Source organism: Pseudomonas sp. s4, assembly GCF_046764235.1.
GTDB lineage: Bacteria > Pseudomonadota > Gammaproteobacteria > Pseudomonadales > Pseudomonadaceae > Aquipseudomonas > Aquipseudomonas asiatica.
Window position 1 is genome coordinate 4,074,476 of record NZ_CP177209.1, and the last position, 18,891, is coordinate 4,093,366.

General features: G+C 65.8%; 12 protein-coding genes. 8 read left to right on the forward strand and 4 right to left on the reverse strand.

Going from position 1 to position 18,891, the window contains the following annotated elements; all coding sequences use genetic code 11:
- The first annotated feature begins 70 nt into the window (after nucleotides 1-70).
- The 3 genes from hydA to preA all read left to right on the forward strand — a co-directional run bounded on the left by hydA (nucleotide 71) and on the right by preA (nucleotide 4,318).
- The gene (gene hydA / locus ACK56M_RS19035) at nucleotides 71-1,510 is read left to right on the forward strand and encodes a dihydropyrimidinase (RefSeq protein WP_217190168.1); all 1,440 of its coding nucleotides are present in this window, start codon (nucleotides 71-73) and stop codon (nucleotides 1,508-1,510) included.
- 165 nt (nucleotides 1,511-1,675) lie between these two features.
- A complete protein-coding gene (locus ACK56M_RS19040) occupies nucleotides 1,676-3,043 on the forward strand; it encodes an NAD(P)-dependent oxidoreductase (protein WP_054573016.1) in 1,368 nt (455 codons plus the stop codon).
- Complete coding sequence (gene preA, locus ACK56M_RS19045) at nucleotides 3,044-4,318, forward strand: NAD-dependent dihydropyrimidine dehydrogenase subunit PreA (protein WP_015270991.1); 1,275 nt, start codon at nucleotides 3,044-3,046, stop codon at nucleotides 4,316-4,318.
- Between the two features lie 147 nt (nucleotides 4,319-4,465).
- Here the strand turns inward: preA and ACK56M_RS19050 are convergent, their stop codons facing one another.
- The 4 genes from ACK56M_RS19050 to gnd form a co-directional block, all read right to left on the reverse strand.
- A complete protein-coding gene (locus ACK56M_RS19050) occupies nucleotides 4,466-5,086 on the reverse strand; it encodes a TetR/AcrR family transcriptional regulator (protein ID WP_015270992.1) in 621 nt (206 codons plus the stop codon).
- A 259-nt stretch (nucleotides 5,087-5,345) separates the two neighbouring features.
- Nucleotides 5,346-7,142 (reverse strand): glycoside hydrolase family 15 protein, encoded by a 1,797-nt coding sequence (locus ACK56M_RS19055; protein WP_411958927.1) that lies wholly within the window; start codon nucleotides 7,140-7,142, stop codon nucleotides 5,346-5,348.
- Nucleotides 7,143-7,286: 144 nt separating this feature from the next.
- Nucleotides 7,287-8,792 carry a glucose-6-phosphate dehydrogenase gene (gene zwf, locus ACK56M_RS19060; RefSeq protein WP_039613154.1) on the reverse strand — a complete coding sequence of 502 codons (1,506 nt, stop codon included), beginning with the start codon at nucleotides 8,790-8,792 and terminating at the stop codon, nucleotides 7,287-7,289.
- Nucleotides 8,789-9,772 carry a phosphogluconate dehydrogenase (NAD(+)-dependent, decarboxylating) gene (gnd, locus tag ACK56M_RS19065; protein WP_015270995.1) on the reverse strand — a complete coding sequence of 328 codons (984 nt, stop codon included), beginning with the start codon at nucleotides 9,770-9,772 and terminating at the stop codon, nucleotides 8,789-8,791. Before gnd ends, zwf begins: the two co-directional genes overlap by 4 nt.
- A gap of 203 nt (nucleotides 9,773-9,975) precedes the next feature.
- Here gnd and ACK56M_RS19070 point away from each other — a divergent pair, with 203 nt between their 5' ends.
- The 5 genes from ACK56M_RS19070 (at nucleotide 9,976) to ACK56M_RS19090 (ending at nucleotide 18,891) form a co-directional block, all read left to right on the forward strand.
- Nucleotides 9,976-10,143: a DUF6026 family protein gene (locus ACK56M_RS19070; protein ID WP_015270996.1), complete on the forward strand. Its 168-nt coding sequence runs from the start codon at nucleotides 9,976-9,978 to the stop codon at nucleotides 10,141-10,143.
- A 594-nt stretch (nucleotides 10,144-10,737) separates the two neighbouring features.
- The gene (gene glgA, locus ACK56M_RS19075; protein ID WP_013973326.1) at nucleotides 10,738-12,297 is read left to right on the forward strand and encodes a glycogen synthase GlgA; all 1,560 of its coding nucleotides are present in this window, start codon (nucleotides 10,738-10,740) and stop codon (nucleotides 12,295-12,297) included.
- Nucleotides 12,298-12,311: 14 nt separating this feature from the next.
- Nucleotides 12,312-14,054, forward strand: a complete 1,743-nt coding sequence (gene treZ, locus ACK56M_RS19080) for a malto-oligosyltrehalose trehalohydrolase (protein WP_015270997.1) — start codon at nucleotides 12,312-12,314, stop codon at nucleotides 14,052-14,054.
- Nucleotides 14,051-16,120 carry a 4-alpha-glucanotransferase gene (gene malQ / locus ACK56M_RS19085; protein ID WP_085720528.1) on the forward strand — a complete coding sequence of 690 codons (2,070 nt, stop codon included), beginning with the start codon at nucleotides 14,051-14,053 and terminating at the stop codon, nucleotides 16,118-16,120. The genes treZ and malQ overlap by 4 nt, the downstream gene beginning before the upstream one ends.
- Complete coding sequence (locus tag ACK56M_RS19090) at nucleotides 16,117-18,891, forward strand: malto-oligosyltrehalose synthase (RefSeq protein ID WP_015270999.1); 2,775 nt, start codon at nucleotides 16,117-16,119, stop codon at nucleotides 18,889-18,891. The genes malQ and ACK56M_RS19090 overlap by 4 nt, the downstream gene beginning before the upstream one ends.

Sequence of the window (18,891 nt, forward strand, 5' to 3'; positions counted from 1 at the left end):
GCCCTGCCCGCCCTGCATCAAGAAAACTCCAAGAACCGGCCCAGACCGGTCAGCCTGCGAGGAAAACGGCATGTCCCTGTTGATCCGTGGCGCCACCGTGGTCACCCACGAAGAGAGTTACCCCGCTGATGTCCTGTGTGCCGATGGCCTGATCCGTGCCATTGGGCAAAACCTCGAACCGCCCACCGACTGCCAGATCCTCGACGGCAGTGGCCAGTACCTGATGCCCGGCGGCATCGACCCGCACACCCACATGCAGCTGCCGTTCATGGGCACGGTGGCCAGCGAGGATTTCTTCAGCGGCACCGCCGCGGGCCTGGCCGGTGGCACCACTTCGATCATCGACTTCGTCATCCCCAACCCGCAGCAGTCGTTGCTTGAGGCCTTCCACACCTGGCGCGGCTGGGCGCAGAAAAGCGCCAGCGACTACGGCTTCCATGTCGCCATTACCTGGTGGAGCGAGCAGGTAGCCGAAGAGATGGGCGAACTGGTGGCCAAACATGGGGTGAACAGCTTCAAGCACTTCATGGCCTACAAGAATGCGATCATGGCCGCCGACGACACCCTGGTGGCCAGCTTCGAGCGCTGCCTGCAACTGGGTGCAGTGCCCACCGTGCATGCCGAGAACGGCGAGCTGGTGTACCACCTGCAGAAAAAACTGCTGGCCCAGGGCCTGACCGGGCCGGAAGCCCACCCGCTGTCACGCCCATCCCAGGTCGAGGGTGAAGCGGCCAGCCGAGCCATCCGCATTGCCGAGACGCTGGGCACACCACTGTATCTGGTGCACGTTTCCAGCCGCGAAGCGCTGGATGAAATCGCCTATGCCAGAGGCAAGGGCCAGCCGGTCTACGGCGAAGTCCTGCCCGGCCATCTGCTGCTGGATGACAGCGTCTACCGTGACCCTGACTGGGCCACCGCCGCAGGCTACGTGATGAGTCCCCCGTTCCGTCCGCGTGAACACCAGGAGGCGCTGTGGCGTGGGCTGCAATCGGGCAACCTGCACACCACCGCCACCGACCACTGCTGCTTCTGCGCCGAGCAGAAAGCCATGGGGCGCGACGATTTCAGCCGTATCCCCAACGGCACTGCCGGCATCGAGGACCGCTTGGCGGTGCTGTGGGATGCAGGGGTCAACAACGGGCGCCTGTCGATGCATGAGTTCGTTGCGCTGACCTCCACCAACACCGCGAAAATCTTCAACCTCTTCCCTCGCAAGGGTGCCATTCGTGTTGGTGCCGACGCCGACCTGGTGCTGTGGGACCCGCAAGGCACGCGCACCATCTCGGCCAAGACCCACCACCAGCAGGTGGACTTCAACATCTTCGAAGGCCGTACCGTGCGCGGCATCCCCAGCCATACCATCAGCCAGGGCAAGGTGCTCTGGGCCGATGGCGACCTGCGTGCGGAAAAAGGCGCGGGGCGGTATGTGGAACGGCCGGCGTATCCGTCGGTGTACGAGGTGCTGGGGCGCAGGGCCGAAGTGCAGCGGCCGACGCCCGTACAGCGCTGAAGCCATTGGGGCTGCTGCGCAGCCCATCGCGACACAAGGCCGCTCCTACAGGAGTGCGCGGTTCCTTGTAGGAGCGGCCTTGTGTCGCGATGGGGCGCGCAGCGGCCCCAGAAACCACCGCAATGCTTGTCGCCTGCATCCATAAAAAATAGAGAGGCTACAACCGTGATCGACGCCCTGAACCACTTGCCGCGCCCACGGGCCGGCGCCGACCAGCTGGCCGAGCGCTTCAGCGACCTGGCCCCACCCCTCACCGCCCGCCAGGCCGCCGTCGAAAGCGCACGCTGCCTGTATTGCTATGACGCCCCCTGCGTCAACGCTTGCCCCAGTGACATCGACATCCCGTCGTTCATCCACCGCATCAGCGACGAAAACCTGCAAGGCGCCGCCGAGCGCATCCTCTCGGCCAACATCCTCGGCGGCAGTTGCGCCCGCGTCTGCCCCACCGAAATCCTTTGCCAGCAAGCCTGCGTGCGCAACAACGCGCAGGAATGCGCACCGGTGCTGATCGGCCAGCTGCAGCGCTATGCTCTGGACAACGCCCACTTCACCGAGCACCCGTTCCAACGCTCGCCGGCCACCGGCAAGCGCATCGCCGTGGTCGGTGCCGGCCCTGCCGGGCTGTCGTGTGCCCACCGCCTGGCCATGCACGGGCATGATGTGGTGGTGTTCGAGGCCAGCGACAAGGCCGGTGGCCTCAACGAGTACGGAATCGCCCGCTACAAGCTGGTGGACGACTATGCCCAGCGTGAAGTGGAATTCCTGCTCGGCATCGGCGGCATCGAGATCCGCCATGGCCAGCGCCTGGGCAGCAACTTTGGCCTGGGCGAGCTGCGCGACCAATTCGACGCAGTGTTCCTCGGCCTGGGCCTGAATGCCGTGCGCCAACTCGGCCTGCCTGATGAAGAAGCCCCCGGCCTGCTCGCCGCCACCGCATACATACGCGAACTGCGCCAGGCCGACGACCTGAGCCAGTTGCCCCTCGCCGACCGCTGCCTGGTGATCGGCGCCGGTAACACCGCCATCGACATGGCCGTGCAGATGAGCCGCCTGGGTGCCCGCGACGTCAACCTGGTGTACCGCCGTGGCCATGCCGACATGGGCGCCACCGGCCACGAGCAGGATATCGCCAAGGCCAACCAGGTGCGCCTGCATACCTGGGCCCGCCCCGATGCCGTGTTGCTGGACGACAGCGGCAAGGTGCGCGGTATGCGCTTTGCCCGCACCGAGCTGGCAGACGGCCGCCTGCGCGACACCGGCGAAACCTTCGAACTGGCTGCCGATGCCATCTTCAAGGCCATCGGCCAACGCTTCGACGACGCCAGCCTCGTCGACCCGGTGGCCGCACAACTGGCGCGCGACGGCGAGCGCATCCGCGTCGACGAAACGATGCAGACCAGCCTGCCGGGCGTCTATGCCGGCGGCGACTGCACCGCCCTGGGCCAGGACCTTACCGTCCAGGCCGTGCAACACGGCAAGCTGGCCGCCGAAGCCATCCATGCCCAACTCATGCTCAACGTGGAGGCTGCGTAAATGGCCGACCTGTCCATCGAATTTGCCGGCATCAAGGCACCCAACCCCTTCTGGCTGGCCTCCGCTCCGCCAACCGACAAGGCCTACAACGTGGTCCGCGCCTTCGAGGCCGGCTGGGGTGGCGTAGTGTGGAAAACACTCGGTGAAGACCCGGCGGCAGTCAACGTGTCGTCGCGCTACTCGGCGCATTACGGCCCCAACCGCCAGGTGCAGGGCATCAACAACATCGAGCTCATCACCGACCGCTCACTGGACATCAACCTGCGCGAAATCACCCAGGTGAAGAAGGACTGGCCCGACCGCGCACTGATCGTGTCGCTGATGGTGCCGTGCGTGGAAGACTCGTGGAAGTTCATACTGCCGCTGGTGGAAGCCACCGGGGCCGATGGCATCGAACTGAATTTCGGCTGCCCGCACGGCATGCCGGAGCGCGGCATGGGCGCGGCGGTCGGCCAGGTGCCGGAGTACGTGGAGATGGTCACCCGCTGGTGCAAGACGTACTGCTCGCTGCCGGTGATCGTCAAACTCACGCCGAACATCACCGATATCCGCCAGTCGGCCCGCGCCGCGCACCGTGGCGGGGCGGATGCGGTGTCGTTGATCAATACCATCAACTCGATCACCAGCGTCGACCTCGATCGCATGGTCGCCCACCCCATCGTTGGCGACCAGAGCACCCATGGTGGTTATTGCGGTTCAGCGGTGAAGCCGATTGCCCTGAACATGGTCGCGGAAATCGCCCGCGACCCGCAAACGCTCGGCTTGCCCATCTGTGGCATTGGCGGCATCGGCAGTTGGCGTGACGCAGCCGAGTTCATGGCCCTGGGCAGTGGCGCTGTACAGGTGTGCACGGCAGCGATGCTGCACGGCTTCCGCATCGTCGAGGACATGAAGGACGGCCTGGCGCGCTGGATGGACCAGCACGGGCACCCCAACATCGAAGCGTTCCGCGGCCAGGCGGTGGGGCATACCACCGACTGGAAGTACCTGGACATGAACTACAAGTCGGTGGCGCACATCGACCAGCAAGCATGCATAGGCTGCGGGCGCTGCCACATTGCCTGTGAGGACACTTCGCACCAGGCGATTGCCAGTACGTTGCAGGCTGACGGGACGCATATCTACAGCGTGATCGAAGAGGAATGCGTGGGCTGCAACCTGTGCCAGATCACCTGCCCGGTGGAGAGCTGCATCGAGATGGTGGCCCAGGATACCGGCAAGCCGTACCTGAACTGGACGCAGGACCCGCGTAATCCCTACCGCGAGGCCAGTTGAGGCAATTGGGGCTGCCTTGCAGCCCTTCGCGGGCACGCCCGCTCCCACAGGGATCGCGCCGCTTGGGAGGGCAGCGAAACACCTGTGGGAGCGGGCGTGCCCGCGAAGGGCCGCAAAGCGGCCCCAATCGCTCAGCGTACACCGACCTCAAGGCTCCAGCCCGATCCCCCGCAAGATCACGCTGGTCACCGTCTGCACGGCATTTTCAAAGGCCATGTCCGACAACGCCTCCCCGCCATTGAGCAACGTCACCTGGTAACCAAAGTCGGCATAGTGCTGGGTCGAGGCCCAGATCATGTACAAAAGTGCCGACGGCTCCACCGGCAGGATGCGCCCCTCCTCCACCCAGCGGCGGATCTTGGCTTCCTTCAACTTGGCCCAGGGCACCAGGCTTTCATCCAGGTTCACCCCCAGCACCGGCGCCCCATGCAGCATCTCTTCGGCCCAGATCTTCGAGCCCAGCGGCCGCGAGCGCGAGTGGCCCATCTTCGCCCGGATGTAACTGGTCAGCACCACGCGCGGGTCGTCGAAGTTCTCGAAGCACAGCGCGTCCTGCTTCCACACATCCAGCAGGTCCTGCAGCACTGCGCGGAACAGATCGTCCTTGGTGCTGAAGTAATAATGCAGGTTGGAACGCGGCAGCTCGGCCTGCTCGGCGATATCACCCATCGACGTGGCGCCGTAGCCCTTCTCGGCGAACACCTTTTCCGCCGCCTGCAGGATCTTCTCGATATTGCGCCGGCGGATTTCGATCTTGTGATTGGCCATCAGGCTTGGGCCGTCCACACCGCCAGCTCATAACCGTCTGGGTAGATGAAATTGAACTCGATGTTGTCGATCTGCCGATCAGTACCGCGAATGCCCATGTGTGCTCCGTGCCGAAGGGGTATGCCCTAGTCTACTCCGCTTACTCCAAGCCAGCGCAATCCCTGTAGGAGCGGCCTTGTGTCGCGAAAGGGGTGCGTAGCGCCCCCGGGATTTCAGCCTCACTGCATGAATTGCCGGGGCTGCCGGCGAGACCGCCACCTTAGCCACAACTCGCCCGATCACGCACCGGGCACTGTGCGCGGTGCAGGTTCAGTGCGGTGTTGATGATGCCGATATGGCTGAATGCCTGGGGGAAGTTGCCAAGCATGCGCTGGCCCGCCGGGTCGTACTGTTCGGCCAGCAGGCCAACGTCGTTGCACAGGCCGGTCAGGCGTTCGTACAGTGCCTGCGCTTCTGCCTGGCGACCTAGCAGAACATATACGTCGGCCAGCCAGAACGAACACACCAGTAAGGTGCCCTCCCCTGGAGTCAGGCCATCGCTACAGCTGTCGCTGTCATAGCGCAGCAGAAGACCGTTTTTCATCAGGCGCTGTTCGACCTGTTCAAGCGTGCGCAAAAAGCGTGGGTCATCAGCCGGCAGGAAGCCGGTCAGGGCAATCTGCAACAAACTGGCGTCCATCTCGGTCGAGCCATAGGCCTGGACGAAAAAACGGCCGCTGGGGTCCAGACCCCGCGCGCATACTTCACGACGAATCTCGTCAGCCACCTGGCGGTAGTGCTGCCCACGCTCGCGGCCTTCCTCGGTGGTGTCGGCCAGCCCTGCGGCACGGTCGAAGGCAACCCAGGCCATGACCTTGGAGTGCACGAACTGCTGCCGGCCGCCGCGCACTTCCCAGATGCCCTCGTCCGGCTGGCGCCAGATGCGCTCGACGTAAGGCAGGATCAGTCGTGAGATGGCGGCGCTACGTGGATGGCGGGGCAAGCCCCCCTTTATTGCCTGGGTCATGGCATCGGCGAGTTCGCCGTAGATGTCCAGTTGCATCTGCCCTGACGCTGCGTTGCCCACCCGCACCGGTTGCGAGTGCTCGTAGCCGGCCAGCCACGGCAAGGTGTATTCCTGCAGGTCGCGCTCACCGGCCAGGCCGTACATGATCTGCATCTGCTCGGGGTTGCCGGCCACCGAGCGCAACAGCCATTCCCGCCAGGCCTGGGCTTCGTCGAAGTAGCCGAGGTTCATGAAGGCCAGCAGGGTCATGGTCGCGTCGCGCAGCCAACAGAAGCGGTAGTCCCAGTTGCGCTCGTGGCCGATGCGCTCGGGCAGCGAGGTGGTGACGGCGGCAACGATGCCGCCGGTGGGCGCGTAGGTCATGGCCTTGAGGGTCAGCAGCGAACGGCGCACCAGGGCGGAATATGGGCTCACCTGTGGGCAGCGGGCGGCGAAGGCCTGCCATTGGTCGATGGTCTGCGCCAGCGCTTGGTCGATATCACAGCCGGGCTGCACCGGCAGGTGCGAGGGCTGGTGGCGCAGGCTGAACACCTGGCGTTCGCCCGCGCCAACGCGAAAGCGGGCGACCGTGTGCTGGTCACGGGCATGCGGGGGGACGGTGCTGCACAGGATCAGCCGGTCGGGGCCGGCGACGGCGCTGAGGGTCAGCGGGTCCAGCCGTTCTACCCAGGGCACGCTGCGGCCATAGTCGAGGCGCATCACCAGGTCCATCTCGAAGTTGGTTTCGCCTGCGAGGCCCTCGACGATGCGCACCAGCGCGTTAACCTCGCCCAGCGGCATGAAGTCGAGCACACGGGCGCGGCCGGTGGCGGTGACCCAGGTGGTTTCCAGCACCAGGGTATCGTCCAGGTATTGGCGGCTACTGTATTCGACCGGGTCGCAGGGGGCCAGGCGCCAGCGGCCGTTTTCTTCGTTGCCCAGCAGGGCGGCGAATACCGCGGGGGCGTCGAAGCGTGGCAGGCACAGCCAGTCGAGCGAGCCATCGCGGCTGACCAGGGCGGCGCTGCGGCAGTTGCCCAGCAGGGCATAGTCTTCGATGTGGGCAGGCATTGGGGCTCCTTTGTGTGTTTGCCTGTGACGGCCTCTTCGCGGGCACGCCCGCTCCCACAGGTGCACCACAGCCCGTGAAGGCGGTGCAATACCTGTGGGAGCGGGCGTGCCCGCGAAAGGGCCGGCACAGGCTCTACAAAAAACTCACCCCAAGCGATGCCACTCGCGCTTGTCCCGCGCCAGCAATTCATTGCCGGCCTCGGGCCCGTCTTCACCGGCCGGGTACTCATGCACCTCGCCGCCCTGGGCCCAGGCATCGAGGAACGGCTGCACCGCGCGCCAGCCGTTCTCGATGTTGTCAGCCCGCTGGAACAAGGTCTGGTCACCGGTCAGGCAATCGTAGATCAGCGTTTCGTAGCCGGTCGCCGGGGTCATCTTGAAGAAGTCCTTGTAGGCAAAGCCCAGCTCGACATTCTCCATCACCAGCTCCGGCCCGGGGCGCTTGGCCTGCAGGTCGAACCACATGCCTTCGTTGGGCTGGATCTGGATCTTCAGGTAATTGGGCTTGGGCCGCTCCAGCTCCGACTCGCGGAACTGCGCATAGGGCGCAGGCTTGAAGCAGATGGCGATTTCGGTATCACGCACGCTCATGCGCTTGCCAGTACGCAGGTAGAACGGCACGCCGGCCCAGCGCCAGTTGTCGATCATCACCTTGAGCGCCACATAGGTCTCGGTCTGGCTATCCGCCGCGACGTTGGGCTCGTGGCGGTAGCCAGGCAACTGCTTGCGCCCCTGTTTGCCGGCACCGTACTGGCCACGCACGGAATTTTTCAGGGCCATCTTTGCCGACCATGGGCGGATGGCGCCGACCACCTTGGCCTTTTCGCTGCGCACGGCATCGGCGGCGAACGCGGCCGGGGGTTCCATGGCCACCATCGCCAGCAACTGGAACAGGTGGTTGGGCACCATGTCGCGCAGCGCCCCGGTGCTGTCATAGAACGCACCACGGGTCTCGACGCCGACGGTTTCCGCGGCGGTGATCTGCACATGGTCGATGTAGTGGTTGTTCCAGAACGATTCGAACAAGCCGTTGGAGAACCGGCTGACCAGGATGTTCTGCACCGTCTCTTTGCCCAGGTAATGGTCGATGCGGTAGATCTGCCGCTCGCCCATCACCTTCAGCAGGCAGGCGTTGAGCGCCTCGGCGCTGGCCAGGTCGGTGCCAAAGGGCTTTTCCACCACGACCCGGCGAAAGCCGCCGGCCGATTCGTCGAGCAGCCCGGCCTGCCCCAGGCGCTGCGCCACCTCGGGGAAGAACCGCGGCGAGGTCGCCAGGTAGAAGATGGCGTTGCCATGGCGGGTCGTGTCGATGCGCTTGGCGAGGGCCTGGTAGGTGGCCGGGTCGAGGAAATCGCCGGTCTGGTAATCCAGGCGCTTGGCCAGGCGTGCCCAGAGCTTCTCATCCAGGCACTTGGCCGTGCCCTCGCCGCCTTTGTCACGCTCGACCATGAACGCGTGCAGGCGTTCGGCGAATTCCTCGGCAGTGGCCGGGTTATGGTCGACGCCAACAATGCGCAGGTTGCGGTCCAGCAGACCGTCACGGCTGAGGTTGTAAAGCGCCGGCATCAGCAGGCGCTTTACCAGGTCGCCATTGGCGCCGAACAGGAACAGGGTGCATGGCGGAGCAGCCGGAATGCTCTGTTTGGTCATTCGGCTTTTTTCTCGACGTGGCCACCGAAGCCCAGGCGCATGGCCGAGAGAATCTTGTCACCATAGGTGCCTTGCTGCTGGCGCGAGCGGAAGCGGGCGAACAGCGCGCTGGACAGCACCGGCACCGGCACCGCCTGCTCGACGGCGGCGTCGATGGTCCAGCGGCCCTCACCACTGTCGGACACCGAGCCACTGAATTGCGACAGCTGCGGGTCGGCCACCAGCGCATCGGCCGTGAGGTCGAGCAGCCACGAGGTAACCACGCTGCCACGCCGCCACACTTCGGCGATTTCGGCCACGTTCAGGTCGAAACGCTGGTCTTCCGGCAGTTCGTTGCCGCCCTTGCTGCGCAGCAGGTCGAAGCCTTCGGCGTATGCCTGCATCAGGCCGTATTCGATGCCGTTGTGCACCATTTTCACGTAGTGCCCGGCACCGGGTGGGCCGGCATGGATGTAGCCGTGCTCGGCACGCTGGTGCTCGCCGCTGCGGCCATGGGTACGCGGGATGTCACCCACGCCCGGGGCCAGCGCCTTGAACAGCGGCTCCAGGCGCTCGAACACTTCCTTTTCGCCACCGATCATCATGCAGTAGCCACGGTCCAGGCCCCACACACCGCCCGAGGTGCCGACATCCAGGTAATGCAGCCCGCGCTTGGCCAGTTCGGCGGCGCGGCGCATGTCGTCCTTGTAGAAGGTGTTGCCGCCGTCGATGATCGCATCGCCCGGCTCCAGCAGTTCGGCCAGTTGGGCGATGGTCTGCTCGGTGGGCTCGCCGGCGGGCAACATGACCCACACCGCGCGCGGCGCTTTCAGCTTCTGTACCAGCGCACCGAGGTCGTGCGCACCCTGGGCGCCCTCGCCCTCCAGACCGGTGATGGCCTCACGGTTGCGGTCATGCACCACAGTACGGTGGCCTGCGCGCATCAGGCGCCTTGCGATATTGCCGCCCATGCGGCCCAGCCCGATGATTCCCAGTTGCATGAGCCGATGCTCCCCTTTCGAAATAAATGACAACACAATCCAGCTTTTCAGATTAGTCCAGCGTACCGCTCGAGGGTTCAGCGACGAACGGCGGGACCACGATAAACAAAAAAGTTCCCAAGACCTGCGAAAGAATTCAGAATGCGCCCGCGTGAAGCGTCTACGCTTTAACTTGTCACCAGCCAAAACCGCGAGGTGTGTCCATGGGTACTTTGATGCCTGCAACCCCAACCCAGACCCTCTATGTCTCCGTGCGCCGTGATGAGCTGCGTAAACTGAAGGACGAACGTGACCAGCTGCGCCAGCAGGTCGCCCAACTGAACCTGCTGCTGGCGCAACAACGCGCTGAAGACAAAGCTGTCAGCCTCTGATTGTACCTTCTTCTCGTGGGAGCTGAACGGCTCCCACCCTGCTTGTCTCTCTCTGATTCCTCTTTTCCAGGCCCGGCCTCTTCGCGGGCACGCCCGCTCCCACGAAGACTGCGAAAGAATCCAACATCTGCCTTGCGCCCCACTCTGGTGCATCAGCACCTGAAAGCCACAATTTGGCGCACCATCCCCATACCCCCGCCCGCACCTTTTCACATCCGGTCACAAACGCCAACGTTTGCGTCTATTCCGCGGCATGACAATAGTGACCAGCGGGTCACCTTTTCATCTATTTCTCTCCTACACTCGGGTTTCGGCCCGCCATTTGCTCAACGGAAGAGTGACGAAAAAAAGTCGAACTTTCCGGAACGCGGGCAGGTCAGGAACTAAGTAGGCCAAACGCAAAGGGACTTCCCTGCATCGGCCCACATACCCCACCAGCCCAATCGCCTTCGGCCGGAATGCCGATCGCGCCGTGCCTGCGTGCACGACCCTGGGGCATGGAACGCACTACGCAGAATCCAGAATCAGAGAGAACCAACACGAAACATCGCCACGGGTGCCAGCACCCGGCCAAGCATAGGGACGGAGAGAAGTATGATCAGTGCCGCTGTCGAGCCTCACGTAGATTCATTCAACCCGGACAACCGCGAACCGCTCACCCCGGACTTCGCCACGACAGGCAAGGCACCCGGCGCCCAGCGCCAGCACAACCGCAACAAGCGCAAGATTTTGTTCGTGACCTCGGAAATCGCCGACCTGGTGAAAACCGGTGGCCTGGGAGACGTGTCCGCAGCCCTGCCCCGTGCCCTGGCGCACCTGCACGATGTGCGGGTGCTGATCCCCGGCTACCGGCAGGTGATGGAAAGCGACAACCCCATCCACATCGTCGGTGAACTGGGTGGCCACGCCGCACTGCCGCCGTGCAAGATCGGGCGCATGGACATGGCCGACGGCCTGGTCATCTATGTGCTGATCTGCCCCGAGCTGTACCAGCGTGACGGCACTCCCTATGGTGCCAACAACGGCCGCGACTGGCCCGACAACCACATCCGCTTCGCCCGCCTGGGCCTGGCCGCCGCCGAAATCGCCGCCGGCGAAGGCAGGATCCACTGGAAGCCCGAAGTGGTGCACGCCCACGACTGGCCCGCCGGCCTGGCACCGGCCTACATGCACTGGCGCGGGCTGAGCACGCCAACCCTGTTCACCATCCACAACCTGGCCTACCAAGGTGTGTACAGCCGCGGCTGCAGCCCGGAACTGGCAATCCCCGAACACGCCATGCAGCAGGAAGGCATGGAGTTCTACGGCAAGCTGTCGTTCCTCAAGGCGGGCCTGGCCTACGCCAGCCACATCACCACGGTCAGCGCCACCTATGCCCGGGAAATCACTACCCCGGAATTTGGCTGCGGCCTGGACGGTTTCCTCGCCAGCAAGGCCCAGCAAGGCCTGCTCGGCGGCATTCCCAACGGCATCGACGAAAGCTGGGACTCGGCCACCGACAAGCACCTGCAGCACAACTTCAGCATCAACGACTGGGAAGGCAAGGCGCGCAATGCCCAGGAAGTGCGCGCGCTGTTCGAACTGCAGCCCTCCGAAGGGCCCTTGTTCGCAGTAGTTTCGCGCCTGGTCTACCAGAAAGGCCTGGACCTGACCCTGGGTGTGGCCGACTACATCGTCGAGCAAGGCGGGCAGATCGCGATCATCGGCCGCGGCGAGCCGGAAGAAGAGCAGGCCATGCGCGAACTGGCGCTACGCCACCCGGGCCGTATCGGCGTGCGCATCGGCTTCAACGAAACCGATGCCCGGCGCATGTTCGCCGGCAGCGACTTCCTGCTGATGCCGTCTCGCTACGAGCCATGCGGCCTCAGCCAGATGTACGCACAGCGCTTCGGCTCGCTGCCGGTAGCGCGCAAGACCGGTGGCCTGGCCGACACCATCGAGTGCGGCGTTACCGGCTTCCTGTTCAACGAGTCCACCGTCGAGAGCTATCGCGAGGCACTCAGCCGCGCCTTCTATGTATATGGCAAGAAGGACCTGCTGAATGCCATGCGCTGCCTGTCGATGACCCAACCGTTCAACTGGTGCCAGGCCGTGGAGCCCTATGCACGTCTGTACGAGGACCTGGTCAAGCAGGCGCAGCACAGCCACTACTGAACGGGGAGTTGAAGATGCACAGGCATGGCGCACACCTGCTGGACGCCACGTCGGCGCGCTTCGCCCTCTGGGCCCCGGATGCGCGCAGCGTGAGCGTGGAACTGGAGCAGCAGCCGGCCATCGAGCTGTTGCCCGACGATGATGGCTGGTTCACCGGCGTGGCCCCGTGCCAGGCCGGTGACCGTTACCACTACCGTATCGACGGTGCACTGAAGGTGGCCGACCCGGCCTCGCGCTATCAGCCCGATGGCGTGCAGGGGCCGAGTCAGGTGGTGAATGTGGCCAGCTATGCCTGGCGACACCCCTGGCAAGGCCGGCCCTGGCACGAGGCGGTCATACAGGAGCTGCATGTCGGCCTGCTCGACGGCTACGCCGGGGTCGCCCGGCAACTGCCGCGGCTGGCCGAACTGGGCATCAGTGCCGTCGAACTGATGCCGCTGGGGCAGTTCCCCGGCGAGCGCAACTGGGGTTACGACGGCGTGTTGCCCTATGCGCCGCAAAACACCTATGGCAGCCCCGAGCAGCTGTGTGCGCTGGTCGACCAGGCACATGGCCACGGGCTGATGGTGCTGGTCGATGTGGTGTACAACCACTTCGGCCCTGACGGCAATTACCTGCACCAGTACGCCAGCCCGTTCTTCCGCGAAGACCGGCAGACCCCCTGGGGCGCAGCCATCGACTTCCGTCGCCCGCAGGTGCGCGAGTTCTTCATCCAGAACGCCCTGATGTGGCTGTGCGACTACCGCTTTGACGGCCTGCGCCTGGATGCCGTGCACGCCATCGACCAGCCCGACTTTCTGGTCGAGCTGGCGCAAAGGGTACGCGCTGCGGTGGAACCGGGCCGCCACGTATGGCTGGTACTGGAGAACGAACACAACCAGGCCTTCCTGCTGGAGCAAGGCTTCGATGCCCAGTGGAACGACGACGGCCACAATGCCCTGCATGTGCTGCTGACCGGCGAAACCGAAGGCTACTACGCCGACTACCAGCAGCGCCCCATCGACCAGCTGGCCCGCTGCCTTGCCGAAGGTTTCGTGTTCCAGGGCCAGGCCAACCGCCATGGCACGCCCCGCGGCGAGCCCAGCGCGCACCTGCCACCCAGCGCTTTCGTGCTGTTCCTGCAGAACCATGACCAGGTCGGCAACCGCGCCCTGGGCGAGCGCCTGACCCGTCTGTGCCCACCGCAGGCGCTGCGGGCGGCCACCGGGCTGTTGCTGCTGGCGCCGATGATTCCGCTGCTGTTCATGGGCGACGACGATGGCAGCTGCCGGCCGTTCCTGTTCTTCACCGACTTCCATGACCAGCTGGCCGACGCCGTGCGCGAAGGCCGGCGCGGCGAGTTCGCCCATTTCGCCGCCTTCGCCGACCCCGAGCAGCGCCAACGCATCCCCGACCCCAACGCCGAACAGACCTTCGAGGCCTCCCGCCCGCAAGCCGGGGAAGTGATCGCCGGCTGGCACGGCCTGTACCAGCACCTGCTCGAACTGCGCCGCCGCCATGTGATCCCGCACCTGCCCGGCAGCCGCGCGCTGGGTGCCGAAGTACACGGCGACAAGGCCCTGACCGCACGCTGGTGCCTGGGCAATGGCACCACCCTGCGCATCGACCTGAACCTGGCCGCCACCCCGCAGGTGGTCGAGTTGCCCGCGCCGGCCAACCGCCTGTTCGACAGCAGCGACACCCGGCACCCCGATACCCATCTGGCCGCATACAGCTGCGTGGTCAGCCTGCTTCCCCCTGCCCAGGAGCGCCCATGAGCGAAACCGCCCTGCACCGTCTGGCGAGCCGCGTCGGGCTGAGCCGCGACTGGATCGACGCCAATGCCCGGCCCCAGCGTGTCAGCGACGAGGTACTGCGCAACATACTTGAAGGTCTTGGCCACCCTGCCAACGATGACGCCGCCATCGCCGCCAGCCTGCGCGCCGTGGACGCTGCCGAAGACAGTGAGCACCTGCCGCCGCTGCTGACCGCCGACCTAGGCCAGCCATTGGCACTGGCGCGCTACTTCAGCGCCGCCAGCGTTGCGCACTGCACACTGGAGGACCACAGCGCCCTCACCCTCAGCCTTGACGACCAGGCCCGCCTGCCCGGTGCGCTGCCCATCGGCTACCACCAGGTGGAAATCGACAGCCGCCGCTTCACCGTGGCCGTGGCCCCGCTGCGCTGCCACAGCCTTGAAGACCGGGTGCAACAGCCGCCACCGCGCTGCTGGGGCCTGGCGGTGCAGCTGTACAGCTTGCGCCGCCCCGGCGATGGCGGCTATGGCGACTGCCTGGCCCTGGAACAACTGGCCCGCGCGGCTGCCGAACGCGGCGCCGATGCCTTGGCCATCAGCCCGATCCACGCCCTGTTGGCCATCGACCAGACGCACTACAGCCCCTACTCGCCCTCCAGCCGCCTGCTGCTCAATACCCTGTACGCCAGCCCAGCCGCGCTGCTGGGCGAGCGGGAGGTGCGCGTGGCCATCGAAGCCTGCGGCCTGGAGCAACAGCTCGAAGACCTTGAGCAAGGCCCGCTGGTAGACTGGCCGCGTGCCGCCAGCGCCCGACAGCGCCTGCTCGAAGCCCTGTACCAGGGCTTCAGCCAGGGCGACCACCCGCTACGCAAGGACTTCGACAGCTTCCGCAAAGCCGGTGGCCAGGCGCTGGAACACCATTGCCGCTTCGAAGTGCTGCAGGCGCAAGCCGTGGAGCATGGCCTGGGCGCCGACTGGCGCCACTGGCCCAAGGCCTGGCACGACCCATACCACCCGGAAGTGGAGGCCTTCGCCAACGCCTACCCGGCCAAGGTCGAGTTCCATGCCTTCTGCCAATGGCTGACCGAACGGGGCCTGCAACGCGCCCAGGAAGCAGCGCGCGGCAACGGCATGGCGGTCGGCCTGATCGCTGACCTGGCGGTGGGCGCCGACGGTGCCGGCAGCCAGGCCTGGAGCCGCCAGGACGAGCTGCTGGCAGGCCTGAAGGTGGGTGCACCGCCTGACATCCTCAACCGTGCCGGCCAGGACTGGGGCATCTGCGCCTTCTCGCCTGAAGGGCTCAAGCGCAACGGCTACCGCGCTTTCATCGAAATGCTCCGGGCCAACCTCGCCCACGCCGGCGGCCTGCGCATCGACCATGTCATGGGCCTGCGCCGGCTGTGGCTGATCCCGCAGGGGGCCAAGCCCAGCGAAGGCGCCTACCTCAACTACCCGCTGGAAGATCTGTTACGCCTGCTGGCCCTGGAGTCGGTGCGCCACCAGGCAATCATCCTCGGCGAAGACCTGGGCACCGTGCCGGACGGCCTGCGCGAGCAACTGGCGGCCAAGGCCGTGCTGGGCATGCGCGTGCTGCCCTTCGAGCAGACCCAGCCCGGCCATTTCAAGCCGATTCTCGACTGGCCGGATAACGCCCTGGCCACCACCGGCACCCATGACCTGGCGCCGCTGGCCGGCTGGCTGGAAAACCGCGACATCGACTGGAGCCACCGCCTGCAACTGATCGATGCTGCCACCGAACTGCACTGGCGCCACGAGCGGCAGAAGGAGCACGATGGTTTGCGCCGCACCCTGGAGGCCAACTACGGCACGCTGCCGAACAACGACGCGCTGATCGACGCTGCCATCCGTTACGTTGGCCACACCCGCGCACCGCTGGTGCTGGTGCCGCTGGAAGACCTGCTGGGTTGCGACGAGCAACCCAACCTGCCGGGCACCACCGCCGGCCACCCCAACTGGCGCCGACGCTTTGCCCGGCCGGTACGTGAACTGCTCGACGACGAAGACGCTGCGCGGCGCCTGGAACTGCTGGCCCAGGCCCGCGAACAGGCTTGGGAGCGTGACCGATGAAAGCGCTGACCGCGACCCTGCGCCTGCAGTTTCACAGTGACTTCACCCTCGATCACGCCGTGCCGTTGGTGCCGTACTTCGCCCAGTTGGGCATCAGCCACCTGTATGCCTCGCCCATCCTCAAGGCCCGCGCCGGCTCGCGCCATGGCTACGACGTGGTCGACCCGACCTGCGTCAACCCCGAGCTGGGCGGCGAAGCGGCGCTGCAACGGCTGGTCGCCGCCCTGCGTCAGCACGGCATGGGGCTGATCCTCGACACGGTGTCCAACCACATGGCCGTGGGCGGTGCCGACAACCCCTGGTGGCAGAGCCTGCTGGCCTGGGGTCGGCGCAGCCCGTATGCAGAGTTCTTCGACATCCAGTGGCACTCCAGCGACCCACTGCTGGCCGGCCAGTTGCTGTTGCCGTTCCTCGCCAGCGACTATGGCGTGGCGCTGAAAAATGGCGAGATACCGCTCGAGTTCGACAAGCACCATGGGCTGCTGCAGGTCGCCCATTACCAACATCGCTTCCCGATCTGCCCGGTCGACTATGGCTGGATTCTCGCCCTCAGCCCGGAGCCGGCGCTCAAGGCCCTGGCCGAACGCTTCACCGCGTTGAACGCATCGGCCACGCCGCTGGCCGACGCCCTGCCCCTGCAAGCTGAACTGGCGCGCCTGGCGGGCGAAGGCGCTGACCTCGAATCGGCTCTGGTGGCGTTCGACAGCCGCAGCGAGAATGGCTTCAAGCGCCTGCACCTGCTGCTGGAACGCCAGACCTACCGCCTGGCCAGCTGGCGTACAGCCGCCGACGACATCAACTGGCGGCGCTTCTTCGACATCAACGAGCTGGGCGGCCTGCGGGTGGAACGCGCGGTGGTGTTCGAGGCCACCCACGCCAAGCTGTTCGAACTGATCGAGCGCGGCCTGGTGGACGGCCTGCGCATCGACCATATCGACGGCCTGGCCGACCCGCGCGGTTACTGCCGCAAGCTGCGCCGGCGGGTAGATGGCCTGCTGGCACGGCGGCCGTTGAACGCCGCCCTGGGGCATTTCCCGATCTACGTGGAGAAGATCCTCGGCGCCAACGAGCACCTGCACCGCGACTGGCTTACCGACGGCACTACCGGCTATGAATTCATGAACCAGGTTTCGCTGCTGCAGCACGACCCGGCGGGCGAAGCAGCGCTGACCGAGCTGTGGGCCAATGTGAGCGAACGCCCCGACTTCCCCGAAGAAGTGCGTCAGGCCCGCCACCTGGTACTCAATGCCAGCCTGGCCGGCGACTGCGAGTCGGTGGCCCAGGCACTGTTGCAGGTGGCGCGCAACGACCTGATGACCCGCGACCTGACCCTGGGCGCGATCCGCCGTGCCTTGCAGGCGCTGGTGGCGCATTACCCGGTGTACCGCACCTACTTCAATGCCTGCGGGCGCCCGGCAGAAGACGAAGGGTTTTTCCAGCAGGCCCTGGCCAACGCCCGCCTCGACCTCGGCGAAGCCGACTGGCCACTGCTCGAGCACCTGCAGCAATGGCTGGGCGGGCAAGCCTGGCGCCGCCTGCCAGCAGGCCGGGCGCGCAAGCAGCTGCGCCACGCCTGCGTGCGCTTCCAGCAACTGACCGCGCCCAGCGCCGCCAAGGCCGTGGAAGACACCGCCTTCTACCGCAGCGCGCGGCTGCTGTCGCGCAACGATGTGGGCTTCGACGCCGAGCGTTTCAGCGCCCCGCTCGAGCACTTCCACAACGAGGCCCAGCGGCGCCTGCGCGACTTCCCCGACAACCTGCTGGCAAGCGCCACCCATGACCACAAGCGCGGCGAAGACACCCGTGCGCGCCTGGCCGTGCTCAGCGAGCGCGGCCCGTGGCTGGCCAGCCGCATGGAACACTGGCGCGAACTGGCCACGCCATTGCGCACGCAACTGGATGACGGCCCGGCGCCCAGCCCCGGCGACGAGCTGATGCTGTTGCAGACGTTGCTGGGCAGCTGGCCGCTGGACCTCGACCTGCACGATGACAACACCCTTGGCCAGTACGCCGAACGCATTCGCCAGTGGCAGCAGAAAGCCCTGCGCGAGGCCAAGCTGCGCAGCAGCTGGAGCGCGCCGAACGAAGCCTACGAAAGCGCCTGTGCCCGCTACATCGATGGCCTGCTGCTGGACGGCGAGAACCAGCAGCTGCGCAAGTCGCTGGCCGACGCCGCGCACCTGCTGGCCTGCCCCGGTGCCCTCAACGGCCTGGTCCAGGCCCTGCTGCGCATGACCACGCCGGGCGTACCGGACCTGTACCAGGGCAACGAATACTGGGATTTCAGCCTGGTCGACCCGGATAACCGGCGCGCCGTGGACTACGCGTGCCGGCGTCGCACCCTGGACGATGCAACGCCGGTTGCCGAGCTGCTGGAACACTGGCGCGATGGCCGCCTCAAGCAGGCGCTGATCGCCCGGGTGCTGGACTGCCGCCAGGCCCATGCCGAGCTGTTCCGACGTGGCGCCTACCTGCCCCTGACCGTGCAGGGTCGGCATTCCGACAAGGTGATCGCGTTCGCTCGCCTTGGCGAGGGCGAACGGGCCGTCATCATCGCGCCACGCCTGGCCAGTACCTTGCTTGCAGGTGCACCGATACCCCTGATCCCGGCACAGAACTGGGACGACACCCGGGTAAACCTGCCGTTTGCCTTGTCGCCTGCCAACTCGACGGGACTTTTCCCCAGTGCTGCGGTCAGCTCTTGCAGGGAGCTGATGTTGAGCGCCGTGCTGGCGGAGTTTCCGGTCAACCTGCTGATACAACAATCTTGA